This window comes from Actinoplanes octamycinicus, assembly GCF_014205225.1.
Taxonomy (GTDB): domain Bacteria; phylum Actinomycetota; class Actinomycetes; order Mycobacteriales; family Micromonosporaceae; genus Actinoplanes; species Actinoplanes octamycinicus.
Genome location: NZ_JACHNB010000001.1, coordinates 1259233 through 1274518 on the forward strand (window position 1 = coordinate 1259233; position 15286 = coordinate 1274518).

Annotated in this window: 15 protein-coding genes and 1 pseudogene; 4 read left to right on the forward strand and 12 right to left on the reverse strand. The window is 72.3% G+C overall.

Annotated features, from left to right (window positions below; translation table 11 throughout):
* Positions 1-7 precede the first annotated feature (7 nt).
* From BJY16_RS05615 to BJY16_RS05630, 4 genes are all read right to left on the reverse strand, one after another.
* Positions 8-880, reverse strand: coding sequence for a hypothetical protein (locus BJY16_RS05615; RefSeq protein ID WP_185038052.1), 873 nt, complete (start codon positions 878-880; stop codon positions 8-10).
* A complete protein-coding gene (locus BJY16_RS05620; protein ID WP_093619555.1) occupies positions 880-1317 on the reverse strand; it encodes a chemotaxis protein CheW in 438 nt (145 codons plus the stop codon). Before BJY16_RS05620 ends, BJY16_RS05615 begins: the two co-directional genes overlap by 1 nt.
* Position 1318: 1 nt before the next feature.
* Positions 1319-3679 carry a chemotaxis protein CheA gene (locus BJY16_RS05625; protein WP_185038053.1) on the reverse strand — a complete coding sequence of 787 codons (2361 nt, stop codon included), beginning with the start codon at positions 3677-3679 and terminating at the stop codon, positions 1319-1321.
* A 123-nt stretch (positions 3680-3802) separates the two neighbouring features.
* Positions 3803-4501 (reverse strand): response regulator transcription factor, encoded by a 699-nt coding sequence (locus BJY16_RS05630; RefSeq protein WP_185038054.1) that lies wholly within the window; start codon positions 4499-4501, stop codon positions 3803-3805.
* Between the two features lie 397 nt (positions 4502-4898).
* On the opposite strand from BJY16_RS05630, the gene BJY16_RS05635 reads away from it, so the two are divergent.
* Positions 4899-5567, forward strand: a complete 669-nt coding sequence (locus BJY16_RS05635; RefSeq protein ID WP_185038055.1) for a CAP domain-containing protein — start codon at positions 4899-4901, stop codon at positions 5565-5567.
* Positions 5568-5580: 13 nt separating this feature from the next.
* Here BJY16_RS05635 and BJY16_RS05640 read toward each other — a convergent pair whose 3' ends face one another.
* Positions 5581-6633: a UDP-N-acetylmuramate dehydrogenase gene (locus BJY16_RS05640; RefSeq protein ID WP_275408059.1), complete on the reverse strand. Its 1053-nt coding sequence runs from the start codon at positions 6631-6633 to the stop codon at positions 5581-5583.
* A 65-nt stretch (positions 6634-6698) separates the two neighbouring features.
* On the opposite strand from BJY16_RS05640, the gene BJY16_RS05645 reads away from it, so the two are divergent.
* From BJY16_RS05645 to BJY16_RS05655, 3 genes are all read left to right on the forward strand, one after another.
* Positions 6699-7460 (forward strand): maleylpyruvate isomerase family mycothiol-dependent enzyme, encoded by a 762-nt coding sequence (locus tag BJY16_RS05645; RefSeq protein WP_185038056.1) that lies wholly within the window; start codon positions 6699-6701, stop codon positions 7458-7460.
* A gap of 157 nt (positions 7461-7617) precedes the next feature.
* A complete protein-coding gene (locus tag BJY16_RS05650) occupies positions 7618-9021 on the forward strand; it encodes a GH1 family beta-glucosidase (protein WP_185038057.1) in 1404 nt (467 codons plus the stop codon).
* A gap of 10 nt (positions 9022-9031) precedes the next feature.
* Entirely contained in the window at positions 9032-10042 is a 1011-nt protein-coding gene (locus BJY16_RS05655) for a LacI family DNA-binding transcriptional regulator (protein ID WP_185038058.1), read from the forward strand.
* 182 nt (positions 10043-10224) lie between these two features.
* Here BJY16_RS05655 and BJY16_RS05660 read toward each other — a convergent pair whose 3' ends face one another.
* The 7 genes and pseudogenes from BJY16_RS05660 to BJY16_RS05690 form a co-directional block, all read right to left on the reverse strand.
* A complete protein-coding gene (locus tag BJY16_RS05660) occupies positions 10225-10743 on the reverse strand; it encodes an O-acetyl-ADP-ribose deacetylase (protein ID WP_185038059.1) in 519 nt (172 codons plus the stop codon).
* A 695-nt stretch (positions 10744-11438) separates the two neighbouring features.
* Positions 11439-12239 carry an EI24 domain-containing protein gene (locus BJY16_RS05665; RefSeq protein WP_239177205.1) on the reverse strand — a complete coding sequence of 267 codons (801 nt, stop codon included), beginning with the start codon at positions 12237-12239 and terminating at the stop codon, positions 11439-11441.
* A 28-nt stretch (positions 12240-12267) separates the two neighbouring features.
* Positions 12268-12744 carry a hypothetical protein gene (locus BJY16_RS05670; RefSeq protein WP_185038060.1) on the reverse strand — a complete coding sequence of 159 codons (477 nt, stop codon included), beginning with the start codon at positions 12742-12744 and terminating at the stop codon, positions 12268-12270.
* Between the two features lie 282 nt (positions 12745-13026).
* The gene (locus tag BJY16_RS05675) at positions 13027-13911 is read right to left on the reverse strand and encodes an alpha/beta fold hydrolase (protein ID WP_185038061.1); all 885 of its coding nucleotides are present in this window, start codon (positions 13909-13911) and stop codon (positions 13027-13029) included.
* 25 nt (positions 13912-13936) lie between these two features.
* Positions 13937-14251: a DUF2516 family protein gene (locus BJY16_RS05680; protein ID WP_185038062.1), complete on the reverse strand. Its 315-nt coding sequence runs from the start codon at positions 14249-14251 to the stop codon at positions 13937-13939.
* A 61-nt stretch (positions 14252-14312) separates the two neighbouring features.
* On the reverse strand, positions 14313-14819 hold the full coding sequence (locus BJY16_RS05685; RefSeq protein WP_185038063.1) for a hypothetical protein: 507 nt from the start codon (positions 14817-14819) through the stop codon (positions 14313-14315).
* Between the two features lie 2 nt (positions 14820-14821).
* A pseudogene (locus BJY16_RS05690) lies at positions 14822-15244 on the reverse strand (helix-turn-helix domain-containing protein); the annotation flags it as partial.
* Positions 15245-15286: the final 42 nt, after the last annotated feature.

Consider the following 15286-nt stretch of genomic DNA (forward strand, 5'->3'; position numbering starts at 1 on the left):
ACTCCCTTCAACCAAGCCAGGCAGGACCCAGCGCCGCCACCACCGGTGCGAGCAACCGGTGTGCCGTCGCGGTGTCCAGCAGATCGCGGACGACCAGCGCCTGAACGGCGCCGCTGAGCATGTTCCAGACCCCGCCGGCCCGGTCGGCCAGCGGGATTCCGGCCGTGTCCACCGCCTGCACCAGCAGCATCTGGGCTGCGGCCGCGGTACGGACCCGGTCCGAGAGGTACGCCGCCCAGGACGCCGAGTGCACGGCGGGCGACCATCCGGCGGTGTTGCGCCGGGCGTCGTCGGCAGCCGTCGAGACCCGCTCCCGGTCCTCCGGGCGCAGCGTGCGCAGCCGGTCGAGCAGGGCGGAGACGGTGTAGTGGTGCGGGCCCAGGTCGATCGGGGCGCCCGCGGGCAGTTTCTTCATGGCCGACACCCAGCCGGCGCCGAGACGCCGGCGGCTCTCCTCGTCCAGCACCTCCCGCAGGTAGCAGCCGACCGCCGCGTCGCAGAGCAGCGCGGTGGCGGCGGCCGCCTCCTCGGTCTGCCGGGCGTCCCGGCCGGTGCCCTCCCAGGTCCACGACATCACGTCGTAGCGCAGGCAGGTGAGCAGCGCGTCGACCGAGCCGATCGGCGCCCGCTCGACCAGGGCCAGGTTGCCCGCCGGATCGTCCTTGGACATGCCCTTGAGGTTGGGCATCCGCCGCGCGGCGCTCTCCACCTCCACCCAGAGCGGGCCCCGGACACCCTCGTCCGGGAGCCGCTCGGCGAGCACGGGCAGATCGGCGCGCTGCAGGCGCAGTCCGCGCAGCAGGACGTCGGCCGCGGCCGACCCACCGGGCAGGCGGGTCAGGTCGAAGCCCAGGACGGGGGCGCTGACCAGGCTGTACATCAGTTCGTGGCGCGGTACGTGTCGACCGCCTGATTGACGTCGAGAGCCAGCATCAAGCGCCCGTCCAGCTTGAACGTGCCGACCACCAGCTCCCGGGTCGGTCCGCTGAGCGTGTCCGGCGGCGGCTCGAAGGTCTCGTCGTCCAGGTCGACCACCTCGCCGATCTTGTCCACCAGCAGGCTCACCGGTTCCCCGTCGCCGCGCAGGATCACGTTCATCACCGGACCCTGCAGCGCCTGCCGGGCGAGCCCGAGCTGGACCCGCAGGTCGACCGCCGCGATCACCTGGCCACGCAGGTTGAACAGGCCGCCGACGGCCGGCGGGGCGAGCGGCACCGGGGTGTACTCGTTGTACGAGAGCACCTCCTGCACCGTGTGCACCTCGACCCCGAAGAGCTGGCCGTCCACCTCGAAGGTGGCGAACTGGCGACTCGCCATGTCAGGCCTCCACCAACATCTCGTCGGACGCGTCGCTGTAGAAGTTCGGGTCGGCCGCGAGGATCGCCCGGCGTACGTCCAGCAGCTCGGTGACCCGTTGCTGGATCACCGCGGTGCCGACCAGGCCGTCCTCCTCGGCGTCCCGGCGGGCCGTCGTCGAGTTCTCGGCGATGTCCACGATCCGGTCGACCACCAGCGCCACGCTCCGTCCGCCCTCGCTGTAGACGACCACCGAGACGGTGTCGCCCTCCAGCTCCTCGCCGTACGCCCCGAGCAGGTGCGACAACCGCACCAGCGGGAGGATCTGCCCGCGGTACTGGACCACCTCGCGGGAGCCGGCGTGCTCGATCCGGTCGCGCGGGAACTCCTCGAGCCGGGTGACCGTGTCCAGCGGGATCGCCACCCGGCGCTCGCCGACCGCGGTGACCAGCAGGCGCTCGGTGCTCCCGGTGCCGGCGCCGCGCTTCTCCGCGACGTTCTCCCGTTCCGAGTCGACCGCCAGGTGCGAGCGGCGGGCCAGCGAGGAGACGTCCAGGATCAGGCCCACCTTGCCGTCGCCCAGGATGGTGGCGCCGGCGTACAGGCCGATGTCCTTGAACCGGGTGTTCAGGGCCTTGACCACGACCTCCTCGGTGTTCAGCACCCGGTCCACGACCAGGCCGAACCGCCGGCCGTCGGCCTGCAGCACCATGATGTAGACGCCCTGGTCGCCGCCGACCTCCAGGCCCAGCGCGCGGTCCAGCCGGACCAGCGGGAGCAGCTTGCCGCGCAGCCGGTAGACCGGCGCGCCGGAGGCGTACTCCACCTTGGTGGTCTGCCCGTCCACGAAGACCAGCTCGAGCACCGCGACCTGGGGGACCACGTAGCGCTGGTCGCCGCAGTCGACGGTGAGCGCCTGGATGATCGCCAGGGTCAGCGGGATGGTCAGGCGCCAGACGGTGCCCTCGCCGGGCGTCGAGTCGACGCTGACCGCGCCGCCGATGTTCTCGATGTTGGTCTTCACCACGTCCATGCCGACGCCGCGGCCGGAGACGTTGGTGACCTTCGCGGCGGTGGAGAAGCCGGGCTGGAAGACCATCGCCATGATGTCGCGCTTGTCCATGTTCGGCACCTGCTCCGGCCGGAGCAGCCCGTTCTCCACGGCCTTCTGCGCGATCCGCTCCACGTTCAGGCCGGCGCCGTCGTCGGCGACCTCGACCGCGACGTGCCCACCCTCGTGGTACGCGCGCAGGGTGAGGGTGCCCTCCGGGCCCTTGCCGGCGGCGATCCGCCGCTCCGGGTCCTCGATGCCGTGGTCGACCGCGTTGCGGACCAGGTGGGTCAGCGGGTCCTTGACCGCTTCGAGCAGGCTCCGGTCGAGCTCGGTCTCCTTGCCCTCCATCACCAGCTGGACCTGCTTGCCGAGCGAGTTGCTCAGGTCCCGGATGACTCGGGGCAGCTTGGACCAGATGTGCTCGATGGGCTGCATCCGGGTCTTCATGATGCCCTCTTGCAGCTCACTGGTGATCATGCCGAGCCGCTGCGCGCTGCGCACCAGGCCCGAGTCGCCGATCTCCATCACGCCGCGGACCAGCTGGTTCCGGGCCAGCACCAGCTCGCCGACCATGTTCATCAGGGTGTCCAGCAGGTCGACGTCGACCCGGATGGCGCTGTCCGCGATGCTCCGCTTCGGGGCCTGCGACTGCAGCGCCTCGCTGACCGCGGCCGGCTGCGTCTTGCCCTCCTCCAGCAGGATCGTGCCGAGCTTGCGCTCGTCGCCCTCGATCTGCTGCTGCAGCGCCGAGGTGACGTCGGCGGGCTGCGCGGCGCCGGCTTCGACCAGGATCTGGCCGATCGGCTGCCGCTGCTCGGCGACCGGCTCCGGGGCCGGGCGGGGCGCGGCCGGCGTCTCCGTCTCGACCGACACCGTGGCCTCGGCCTCCGGCGCGGGCGCGGCCGGAGCGGCCGCCGGGGCCGCGGCGGGGGCGCCGTCGGCCGGCGCGTCCATCTGCGCCTTGATCCGGACGATCATGCTGTCGATGTCGACCTCGTCCTCGGTGCCCTTCTCCTCGATCGAGGAGAGCAGCGAGCGGACGCCGTCGATGCAGAGCAACAGAACGGTGATGGTCTCCGGGGTGACCGGCTGGACGCCGTCCCGCAACCGGGACAGCAGCGACTCACCGGCGTGGGCCAGCTTCTCCAGCCGGGAGAAGGCCAGGAACCCGCTGGTGCCCTTGATCGTGTGGATCGCCCGGAAGATTCGCGAGATCAGGTCACGCGAACCCGGTTCCTGCTCGAGGCTCACGAGGTCCCGGTCGATCTGGTCCAGGTTCTCGTGCGACTCCATGAGGAATTCGCCGACGATCTCGCCAAGGTCTTCCACGTCAACTCCTCCTGCTCGGCTTCACAGCCCTCATCGACCCCTGCGCGCGCCAACTGAGAAGACTCGCCCGGTACGCCTTTTTCTCCTGGCCGCCAGCCGTTCGGGCCCCGGCTGGGGCGAAGGTCAGGCTTCTCCGCCCGGACGGCGGTAGCGGTAGCCGAACCCACGAACCGACTCGATCGGCGATTCGTCGGGATCGGACCAGCCGAGCTTGCGCCGCAGCCGCAGCACCGCGAACTTGACCCGCTCCTGGCCGATGCCGGTCGGGTCGTCCCACGCCTGGGTCAGCAGCTGGTTCGGCGAGAGCACCGCGCCGGCATGCCGCACCAGCGCGTTGAGCAGGCGGAATTCGGTCGGCGTGAGCCGCTTCTCCTCGCCCTTGACGTAGACGCGACGCTTGGTCGGGTCCAGGTGCACCAGGCCGTCGTCGTAGATCTGGCTGGCCCAGCTGTTCTGCCCGCTGGACGAGCGGCGCAGCAGCGCCTCCACCCGGGCCAGCAGCTCGTTGTTGGCGAACGGCTTGGTCAGGTAGTCGTCGGCGCCGCCGCGCAGGCCGCGGACCTTCTCCGCTTCCTGCCCGTGCGCGGTGAGGACCAGCACCGGCACGTCGGACACGTCCCGGAGCCGCTCCAGCACCTGCCAGCCGTCCATCTCCGGCAGGCCGACGTCGAGCACCACCAGATCGGGATGCTCGGCGTACGCCTCCTTGAGACCGGACCGGCCGTCCGCGGCGTGGGCGACCTCGTACCCGGCCCGGCTGAACAGCAGCCGCAGAGCGAGTGCGATGTCCGGGTCGTCCTCGACCACGAGTAGGCGACTCATCGTGTGCTCACCCTGCCCCCAACCCGTGCTCGCGCCCGTTTCCGGGCACGGTCGATCCCCTCGCGCGATGGCGCGCCGGGAAGTCGGTGTCTTGCCTGGCACCGCCCGCGCGAATCGCGGACGGGAGAATCCAAAGGCGCAAAAACACCATAGCGTGATGTCATCGCCTATTTACGGACAGTGACAGTTTAGCGGGCAAAGGCCCGGCACACCGGCCGGTCCACCAGGATCAGTGGGCAAGATCCGCGGGACGCCGCTGGACCACCCATCCCCCCAGCATTTCATTTCTAGTACGACATTTCCGCCGTTCCGGGAAAGATGTGACACGCAGCGAAGTAAGGGGTCCGATATCCCTGGTGGACGAATCGGCGTCCACCACGGATCCGGGAGGAAACCCGTGTTCGACAAGGTGGTACGTCGCGCCTCCGCGCTCGCGGCCGCGCCCGCACTGCTCGCCCTGCCCGCCGCGCTGTTCGCGCTCCCGCACGCGGTGCACGCTCAGGGGCCGGTGATCCCCGGCCGGCCGCCGGGCCACCCCTCGCCGGCGGTCACCGCCTCGCCGACGCCGCCGGACGGGTCACCCGGTCCGGCGACGGCCCCGCGCACCCCGGCCGCGCCGATCACGCCGAACATCGCCGCGGCGCCGGCCGGCGCGGCCACCCCGGATCCGGAGAAGGCCCGCGCCCGCACGCTGATGCACCAGGTCATCCGGCTGACCAACCGGGAGCGGGCGCGAGCCGGCTGCCCGCGGCTCGGGGTCGACCACGAGCTGATCCTGGCGTCCGTCGCACAGTCCTACTACATGGCCCGGACCCGGCTGTTCAGCCACGTGTGGCGGGACGGCTCGACGTTCGCGATGCGCGCCGAGCGGGCCGGCTACCAGGCGCCGGCCGGGGAGAACATCGCCTGGGGCTACCCGACCGCGCGCGAGGTGATGGCCGCCTGGATGGCCAGCCCGGGGCACCGGGCCAACATCCTCAACTGCGGGGCCCGGTCGATCGGCGCGGCCATCGTCTACGCCGCGGACGGGACGCCCTACTACACCCAGGTGTTCGGCTGGCGCTGAACCGGTTCGCCGGTCAGAGCTCGCAGTTGACCAGCACGGGCTCGGGGTGCAGCTCGACGCCGAACCGGTCGCGCACCCCGTCCCGGATGGTCCGGGCCAGATCGAGCAGCGCCGCGGTGTTCCCGCCGCCCCGGTTGGTCAGCGCCAGCGTGTGCTTGCCGGAGATGGCCACCCCGGCGCCGGCGAATCCCTTCGGGAAGCCGGCCTGCTCGATCAGCCAGGCCGCCGGGATCTTCACCGTCCCGTCCGCGCCCGGCCAGTGCGGCATCTCGCCGCGGGCCGCGGTCAGCTCCGCGAAGAAGCCGGCCGGGACCACCGGGTTGGTGAAGAACGAGCCGACCGACCAGGTGTCCCGGTCCTCCGGGTCGAGCACCATGCCCTTGCCGGCGCGCAGCTTGAGCACGGTCTCCCGGGCGAGCTCCAGCGGCACCCGGTCGCCCGCCTCGACACCCAGCTGGCGGGCCAGCTCGGCGTACCGGATCGGGCTCGACAGGTTTTCCGTGGTCAGCCGGAAGTCGACCGCGGTGACCAGGTAACGGTCGTTGTGCTTGAACACGCTGGAGCGGTACCCGAACCGGCACTCCGCCGGGGTCATCTCCCGCTGCACGTCGTCGATCCGGTCGTAGGCGTGCACCGCCGCGATGGTGTGCGCCACCTCCTGGCCGTAGGCGCCGACGTTCTGGATCGGGGTGGAGCCGGCCGCGCCCGGGATACCGGACAGGCACTCCACGCCGGACCAGCCGTTGCTCACCGCGTACCCGACGAACTCGTCCCAGGGCTCGCCGGAGGCGACCCTGACCAGCACCTCGCCAGCGCCCTCGGAGACCACCTCGACCCCGCGGTCGCGCAGCAGCAGCACCTCGCCGGCGAAGCCGGCGTCGCCGATCACCACGTTGCTGCCGCCGGCCAGGACCAGCAGCGGGCGTCCCTCGGCCGTGGCGCGCCGCACCGCGGCGACCGCCTCGCCGGTGTCGACCGCGACGGTCACCGTGCCGGCCGGCCCGCCGAGGCGTAGCGTCGTGTACGCCGCCAGCATTCGGTCCGCAGTCGGGGATGTGTCAGTCACGACGTTCACCCTAAGCTCATCGGGCAGAGTGATTCACCGGCGGTCCGGCCGAGCGGGAGACTGCGATGAACAGGTTGCACGCGACGAAGGACTTCTGGCTGGCGGCGCTGCGCGCCGACGGCCCGGCCCTGTGGGACGCGGTCACCGAGACCGGGCCCGGCGTCCCGGTGCCCGGCATCCCCGACTGGACCACCGCCGACCTGGCCCACCACGTCACCGGCACGCTGCGCTGGGTGCGCGCCACGGTGGCCCGCGGGGTGACCGGTCACCCGGAGGTGGCGCCCGGCGCCGACCCGCCGCCGGACTGGGACGAGGCCCTCGACCAGCTGCGCCGCGAGCTGACCGGCACGATCGAGACGCTGGAGGCGCTCGATCCGGACTTCCCGGCGTGGAACTGGGCGCCGCAGCCGAAACGGGCGGCGTTCTGGGACCGCCGGATCGCCCACGAGATCTCGGTGCACCGCTGGGACGCCGAGGCGGCGGCCGGCCGGCCCACCCCGATCGAGACCAAGCTGGCCACCGACGGGGTCGGCGAGATCCTGGACACCTGGCTGCCGGCCGGCAAGCGGCAGGGCCCGACCGACCTGCACGGGGTGGTGCACCTGGTCGGCACGGACGCCGAGACCGAGTGGTTCGTCCGGCTCCGCGGCGCCGGGATCGCGCTGCTGGACACCGGCACGATCCTGGACTCCGACGACCACCACGCCCGGGCCAAGGCGATCGGCACCGCCAGCGACCTGCAGCTGGCCCTAATGGGCCGGAAACGCACCGACCAGCTCGCGGTCAGCGGCGACCCCCGTCTGATCCAGGCCCTCCGCACCGGTTGACCCCGGCTCCGGCCGGTCCTCCCACCTCGAAGCGGAGCCGCTCAGGCTCCGCCGGCGATAGATGACGCCCAGGTATCTATTCCGTCTCGTAAGATGAACCGGTTAAGTTCACGGGACTAGATCATGCGAATGATGCGGAACAGGAAGCGGTGAAGACATGACGGCAACCGTCACGTCCACGTCGGCGCAGCCGGCGCGTGCGGGGATCACCTTTCCCGACGGCTTCGTCTGGGGTGCGGCCACGGCCTCGTACCAGATCGAGGGCGCGGCACGGGAGGACGGTCGCGGCCCGTCCATCTGGGACACCTTCAGCCGTACGCCCGGCAAGGTGTTCGCCGGGCACACCGGCGACATCGCCTGCGACCACTACCACCGGTACGTCGACGACGTGGCGCTGATGGCCGACCTCGGCCTGGCGTCGTACCGGTTCTCGGTGGCCTGGCCCCGGGTCCGCCCGGACGGCACCGGCCCGGTCAACACCAAGGGTCTGGACTTCTACGACCGGCTCACCGACGAGCTGCTCGGCAAGGGCATCGACCCGGTCGTCACGCTCTACCACTGGGACCTCCCACAGACCCTGGAGGACCGCGGCGGCTGGGCGAACCGGGAGACCGCCGAGGCGTTCGGCGAGTACGCCGAGGTGGTCTACCGCCGGCTCGGCGACCGGGTGAACACCTGGACCACCCTGAACGAGCCGTGGTGCTCGGCCTACCTGGGCTACGGCTCCGGCATCCACGCCCCCGGCGTGCAGGACCCGGCCAAGGCGCTGGCCGCCGTCCACCACCTGAACCTCGGCCACGGCCTGGCCGTGCAGGCGCTGCGGGCGGCCGGCGCGCAGCGGGTCAGCATCACGCTGAACCCGTGCGAGGTCTACCCGGTGGACCCGGAGAGCGCGGCCGACCGGGACGCCGCCCGGCTGATCGACGGGCTGGCCAACCGGATCTTCTTCGACCCGCTGCTGCGCGGCGAGTACCCGGCCGACGTCCTCCAGCACATCGCCCGGCTGACCGACCTGTCCTACCTCAAGGACGGCGACCTGGCGATCATCAACCAGCCGATCGACGTGCTGGGGATCAACTTCTACAACCCGGCGTACGTCTCGGCGAAGCCCGGCGCCCCCGGCGACCTGTCCTACCCGGGCAGCGAGGGCATCGCGTTCCGCCCGCCGGTCGGCCCGGTCACCGACATGAACTGGCCGATCGAGCCGGCCGCCCTGACCCGCCTGCTCACCCGCATCCACCGGGACTACCCGGGCACCCCGCTGATGATCACCGAGAACGGCGCGGCGTTCCCGGAGGGCCCCGGCCCCACGGGCGAGGTCGCGGACCACCGCCGGATCGATTACGTGGACGGTCACCTGCGCGCCTGCCACGACGCTCTGGCCGCCGGAGTGGATCTGCGGGGATACTTCCTCTGGTCCCTGATGGACAACTTCGAATGGGCCGAGGGATACGCGAAGCGTTTCGGTATCGTGCACGTCGACTACACGACGCAGCAGCGGGTGCTCAAGGACAGCGCGAAGTGGTACCGCGAGGTGATCAAGCGCAACGGGCTTTCGTAAGGAGCGATTTGTGACGACGCGGGAGCGGCCCACCCTGGAAGCGGTGGCCCGGCGCGCCGGGGTGTCCCGAGCCACCGTCTCCCGCGTCGTCAACGGCTCCACCACGGTGGCCGCCACCATCCGGGAGGCGGTCAACCGGGCCGTCGACGAGCTGGGTTACGTGCCCAACCAGGCGGCCCGCAGCCTGGTCACCCAGCGGACCGACTCGGTCGCCCTGATCCTGCCGGAGACGGCGAACCGGGTCTTCTCCGACGACCTGTTCTTCCCGGCGATCATCCGCGGCGTCGGGATGGAGCTGGAGGCGGCCGACAAGCAGCTGGTGCTGATGATGACCGGCTCCGAGGCCGGCCACCACCGGGTGGAGCGCTACGCGGTCGCCGGCCACGTCGACGGGGTCGTGTTCGCCTCGATCCACGGCGCCGACCCGCTCCCCGGCGCGCTGGCCCGCCGCGGCATCCCGGTGATCTGCAGCGGCCGCCCGATGACCGCCGAGCCCCCGGTCCCCTACGTCGACGTCGACCACGCCGGCGGGGTGGCCGCCGCGGTCCGCCATCTGATCGCCGGCGGCCGCCGCCGGATCGCCACCATCGCCGGCCCGCAGGACATGGTGGCCGGCGTCGAGCGCCTGGCCGGCTACACCGCCACGCTCCGCGCCGCCGGCCTCCCCGAGCTGGTCGTCGAGGGCGACTTCACCCGCGAGTCCGGCATCACCGGGATGCGCGCGCTGCTCGCCCGGGACCCGGAGCTGGACGCGGTCTTCGTCGCCTCCGACCTGATGGCGCACGGCGCGCTGATGGCCCTGCGCGAGGCCGGCCGCCAGGTCTCCGGCGACGTCGCGGTGATCGGCTTCGACGACTTCGAGATCAGCCGCTACAGCGACCCGCCGCTCACCACGGTCCGCCAGCCGATCGGCGAGATGGGCCGCACCCTGGCCCGCCAGATGCTCCTGCTGATCAACGGCGACGAGATCCCGGAGTCGGTCGTCCTGCCCACCGAGCTGATCGTCCGCGACTCCGCCTGACCGCGTTCGCCTCGGGCGCCCGCAACCCCATCCCTTCCGCGAGGTCCGCTCGGCTCCCTCCCGCAGATTTGGGGTACGCCCACCGCGCCCGCAACCCCATCCCTTCCGCGAAGTCCGCTCGGCTCCATCCCCGCAGATTTGGGGTACGCCCACCGCCCCCGCACCGGCCGGTGGCAGCGAACTCACGCCGGGGAATCAGCGACGGACCGGGCCACGGCAGCGGTCTCCGTACCGAAAAGCACCAGATATGCCGTCGTCAGGCGCACCGGCTCGAACGGGCGCAGCACGCTCAACGCCTGCCGGACCGCGTCCTCCACCGGCCACCGATAGATCCCGGCCGAGATCAGCGGAAACGCGACCGTCGCCGCGCCGAGCTCGTCCGCGACCCGCAGCGAGGAGGCGTAGCAGGACCGGAGCAGGTCCGCACGGTCCTCGGTGGCGCTGAACACCGGCCCGACCGTGTGGATCACCCAGCGCGCCGGCAGCCGCCCCGCGGTCGTCGCGACGGCCTGGCCGACCGGCAGCCCGCGGCCGTATCGGGAGGCGCGCAACGCCCGGGTCTCGGCCAGGATCTCCGGCCCGCCCTTGCGGTGGATCGCGCCGTCCACCCCGCCGCCGCCCAGCAGCGACGAGTTGGCCGCGTTCACGATCGCGTCCACCCGCTGCGCGGTGATGTCCCCTTCGACCAGCTCGACCCGCACCACGAACCTCCCGGCGACCTCGAAACGGCACAGTCCGGGCCGGACTCTGCCAGCCCGTCCCGGAAGCCGCACCCGAGTTCCGCGACGCCCGCAACGGCTGGCCACGGATGCTGCCTGGGCCGGCCGATCGACGTGGCAGGTTATCCACACCAGCACGTCATCCACAGCCCCGTCCCGGGCGATCCACTCTCCGCGCGACACTGTCTTCGGGCGGCTCCCCCTGGGCGGGCGGGGACTGGGAAGTGGCCCTGCTGTCCCAACGCGTTGCAACGACCCCTTGAAACCGCCGGCGGGCGGGGACTGGGAGGTGGCCCTGCCGTCCCAACGCGTTGCAACGACCCCCTGAAACCGCCAGCGGGCGGGGACTGGGAGGTGGCCCTGCCGTCCCAACGCGTTGCAACGACCCCTTGAAACGCCGGCGGGCGGGGACTGGGCAGTGGCCCTGCCGTCCCACGTCCGCACCGATTCGGACACCACGATCAGAGGCGCCCGCGAGCAGCTGGAACCGACCCACCTGTCCATCCCAGCGGTACCCATCGGGCTGGCCTGTGCAGGTGTCTCAAGACCGGTCAGACACCCGTGAGGGCCAGCCGGGAGAGGGAGCGCGTCACGGCCGGCCCCAAGCGGGCCTCGCGGAGCGTCCGGCCACGGGACCGGCCGCGCGGCGGGCGCTCCGGGCGTACCGGAAATGGGTTTCAGAGGGAACTTGTGGTGGTGATCTCGATCGGCTTGCCCAGGGCTCGGCGGGCCAGCAGCGTCGCGCCGGCGATCGCGGCCGGCATCAGGAAGATCGCGCCGAGCGGGATCAGGAACGTGCAGAAGACCGCGCCGCCGAAGCCGAGCGTCAGCGGGACGTTGGCGGCCAGGACCGCGCGGCGGTGCCGGAGCCGCTGGCCGCGGCGCTGGAACGGGACGCCGGTGAGCTCCAGCGCCAGCAGCCAGCCGCCGACCGCGCCGGCCAGGACCGGGACCACCGTCTGGCCGATCACCGGGACGAAGCCGAGCGCGAAGAGCGGGACGCCGGCCAGGATGCTGAGGCCGATCAGCCGCAGCGAGTCGGCCAGGCTGCGGCGCAGCGCGCTCCAGAAGCCGACCTCGACCGCTTCCGGGACGCCGCCGTAGCGGTCCTCGACCAGCTCGGAGATCTTCTCGTAGAACGGGTCACCGATCAGCAGGGTGACCGCGGTGAAGGTGAGGACGCCGAGCAGCAGGGTCAGGCCGAGCAGCCCGGCGCCGGCCAGCACCTCGACGAAGTCGCGCCAGAAGCCGGACCAGTCGTCGGCGAACCAGGTGACCTGCTCGGAGAGGTCCGGCAGGAAGCGGATCAGGACGACCAGGCCGATCGTGTAGAGCACGCCGGAGAGCAGTGCCGGGAGCAGGCCCAGGCCGAGCAGCCGCGGACTGCTCAGCACCAGGCCGAGGCCGCGGCCGAGCAGACCGACCCCGGTGGCGAACTGGCGAACCGCGGCCAGCGGGCGTTGCGGATCTTCCTTCACGACCCGGCAGCTTAGTCGTGCCTGTCGATCAGGGGGCGGGCGGCGCGCTCGGGTCGGTGGTGTCGCCGGTGCTCGGCGGGACGCTGTCCGACGGGGTCGGGGTGGGTTCCGGCGGCCCGGTGATCTGGGTCGGGGTGGGCACCGGCGGCATGCTCAGGATCGGCGGCGGCGACGAGGTGGCGGCGGTGACCGGAGGCGCCGAGGCGGGCACCGTGACGGTCTTGGTGATCACGGTGCTGCTGACCACCACGACCGGGGGCGGCGCGTCGCCCGCCGGGCGGCCCGGGCGTCCGGCGTAGCCGTCCGGGGACTGTCTGGTGTGCGGCGGGGCCACGCCGAGGGCGTCGCTGCCACCGGTGCCGCCGGTCTCCGCGGCCGCCACGGGTCGCGCCTTCGGGGTGCCCAGCGCCCAGCCGACCACGACGGCGAAGGGCAGGCCGATCGCGAGAACCCCAATAAAAACGGATTTAGGAGACAACAGCACGTCGAGTTCACCGCTCGACAACGCCAAAAGTTACGGCTTTCGGGACATTTCACTTTGCGTACGCGGTAAGCACCGCCCCGGCGACGGGCAACTCGCACCCCCGGGCACCGCCCCGGCGACCAGCGACTCGCACCTCCGGGCACCGCCCCGGCGAGCAGCAACTCGCGCCTCCGGGCACCGCCCCGGCGACCAGCGACTCGCACCTCCGGGCACCGCCCCGCCGAGCGGCTGATCGCGGGGACGGCACCGCACGCCGAGCGGCTGCTCGCGGGGACGAGCGTCGCCGCGACCGGCGCCCCGCGCTCAGTCGTTCAGGAACGCCGAGACCCGGTCGCGCAGCTCGTTCCGGTTCGTCCACATGACCGTCGGGCGGTCGTAGATCTCCAGCTCCGCGCCGAGCAGCTCGGCCAGCCGCTCCGCCCACCCCGCCGGATGGATCTCGTCGCCCAGGCAGCCGAGCACCAGGGCACGACCCCGGAACGCCTTGAGCAGCGACTCGTCCGGCAACGCCGGGCTGGTCCAGAGCGTGGCCAGCTCCGCGGAGAGCCCGTCGCGCTGCAACTGGTCGACGCGCTGCCGCAGATAGCTCCAGCCGGCCGGGGTGTTCCGCACCGACGGCGGCAACTCCGCCTCGACCGCGTCGGCGATCATCGCGGCCTCGCCGGACTCGACCGAGGCGAGCAGCCGGTCCAGGCGCTGCGCCGCGGCCGCCGGACGGTGCCCGTCCAGCGGGGCGGGCAGGAAGAGCACCACCCGCTCGAACCGGTCCGGGGTCTCGGCGAGCAGCCGGCACAGCGCGCCGGCGCCCATGCTGACCCCGAGCGCCCGGGTCGCGCCGGCCAGGTCGGCCACGCCGCGCAGGTCGCTCGCCAGGTCGCCGAAGGTCCACGGGCCGGGCGGCGCGTCGGAGCGGCCGTGCCCGCGGAACTGGAAGAAGACCCGGCGGCCGGCCACCGCGCTGCCCAGCGGGCGGGTCCCGGCGATGTCCCCGGCCAGGCCGTGCGCGAACACCGTCATCGGGCTGCCGGCGCCGGTGATCAGCTGCTCGACGCGTACCCCGGAGGGAAGAGTGACCAGCTCGGTGGCCGGACCCGGCAGCGTCGGGCGACCAGACCGCGGTCCGGTCCGATCGGCGCGCTGCAGGCGCGGCCCGCCGTCCGGCGGCGGCGGCCCGAAGCGCCCCCTCACCGGACCGCCACGCGAAGCGACCGGGTCACCAGAAGCCCTTGCCGTCCGCGATGTCCTTGAGCCCGGGCCGCACGTCCAGCAGGTAGATCAGCGCGGCCGCGATGCCGATCAGGCCGAAGATGCCCAGAGCGGACTGGCCCCAGTAGGTGAGCAGCAGGCAGACCCCGATGATCGCGGCCCAGGCGCCCTTGGGCAGGGTGCCGAGCGCCTGGAAGCCCGCGCCCCGCTGGGTCAGGCAGTGCACGAACGCCACCGTCTCCAGGATCAGGGCGACCAGCAGGATCGCGAACTGGATATAGGCCTGGACGGCGAAGGCGAAGATCGGCGCGGAGAGTGCCATGCCGGAGAGTCTATGCCGCGGGCCCCGGCAACGCCGGGGCCCGCGGATCATGTCGGGGTGCTTACTCGGCCGGCTTCGGGGCCGGGGTGGCCTTGGCCCGCTTGCGCGGCTTCGGGGTGGCGGCGGCCTCGACGGCCTTGGCCTCCTCGACGGCGGCCTCGACAGCCTTCGGCTGCTCGGTGGTCTCGATGTCCGCGTTCACCACGTCGGCCGACTCGACGATGCCGGTGCCGACCACCTTCTCGCCGCGGGCGACCAGGGCGACGTAGGCCGCGACGGCCCGCTCCTGGGCGATCTGGGCAAACGCGGTGGCGGCGGTCTGCGCGTTGCTGCGGATCGCGGCGAAGTCCGCGGTGGCGGCCTTCTCCTGCAGCGCGGTGGCCTGGGCGGCCGCCTTCTTCTGCAGGTCGCCGGCCTGCACGTTGGCGGTGCGCAGCGAGGCGACGGCGCGGTCGCTGAGCTCGGTCAGCACGGCCGGCAGCTTGCGCAGCTGCTGGTAGGCCAGGTCACCGGCGCCGGCGGCGGCGTAGAGCGGGGCCGGGATCTTGGTCTTGGTCTGCTCGGTCATTTCGTCTCCTCGGCGATCGGGGTGGTCCGGGGCGCGTCGTCCGCGTCGGTGTCCGACGTGGTCTCTGACGGCGGTGGCGCGTTCCGAGCGTTCTCATTGCGGAACGTCTCGTAGATCTGCGACAGGGACTGCTTCTGCGCGATCGTGAGCTCCGGGTCGACCGCGATGGCCGCCAGCACGCCCTGCTGGCCCTCGCCATCGAGCAATCCGGCCCGCAGGTACATCGCGGGTGTCGACACACGCAAGGCGCTGGCGATCTGCTGCAGCACCTCGGCGCTCGGCTTGCGGAGGCCACGCTCGATCTGGCTGAGGTAGGGGTTGCTCACCCCCGCCTTGTCGGCGAGCTGCCGCAGCGAGATCTTCGCGGTCTGCCTCAGGTCGCGGATGAACGTCCCGATGTCCTGGGGCAGGTCCTTGTTGGCCATGTCCCCAAGTTAGCTCGCGGTGCTAGCTCCTGCAAGCAAAGT

What these genes read in the sequence shown, in the direction of transcription:
- BJY16_RS05620 (WP_093619555.1), bottom strand. Translation starts at nt 1,317, where the DNA reads ATGGCGAGTCGCCAGTTCGCCACCTTCGAGGTGGACGGCCAGCTCTTC.
- BJY16_RS05615 (WP_185038052.1), bottom strand. Translation starts at nt 880, where the DNA reads ATGTACAGCCTGGTCAGCGCCCCCGTCCTGGGCTTCGACCTGACCCGC.
- BJY16_RS05630 (WP_185038054.1), bottom strand. Translation starts at nt 4,501, where the DNA reads ATGAGTCGCCTACTCGTGGTCGAGGACGACCCGGACATCGCACTCGCT.
- BJY16_RS05680 (WP_185038062.1), bottom strand. Translation starts at nt 14,251, where the DNA reads ATGGCACTCTCCGCGCCGATCTTCGCCTTCGCCGTCCAGGCCTATATC.
- BJY16_RS05650 (WP_185038057.1), top strand. Translation starts at nt 7,618, where the DNA reads ATGACGGCAACCGTCACGTCCACGTCGGCGCAGCCGGCGCGTGCGGGG.
- BJY16_RS05645 (WP_185038056.1), top strand. Translation starts at nt 6,699, where the DNA reads ATGAACAGGTTGCACGCGACGAAGGACTTCTGGCTGGCGGCGCTGCGC.
- BJY16_RS05685 (WP_185038063.1), bottom strand. Translation starts at nt 14,819, where the DNA reads ATGACCGAGCAGACCAAGACCAAGATCCCGGCCCCGCTCTACGCCGCC.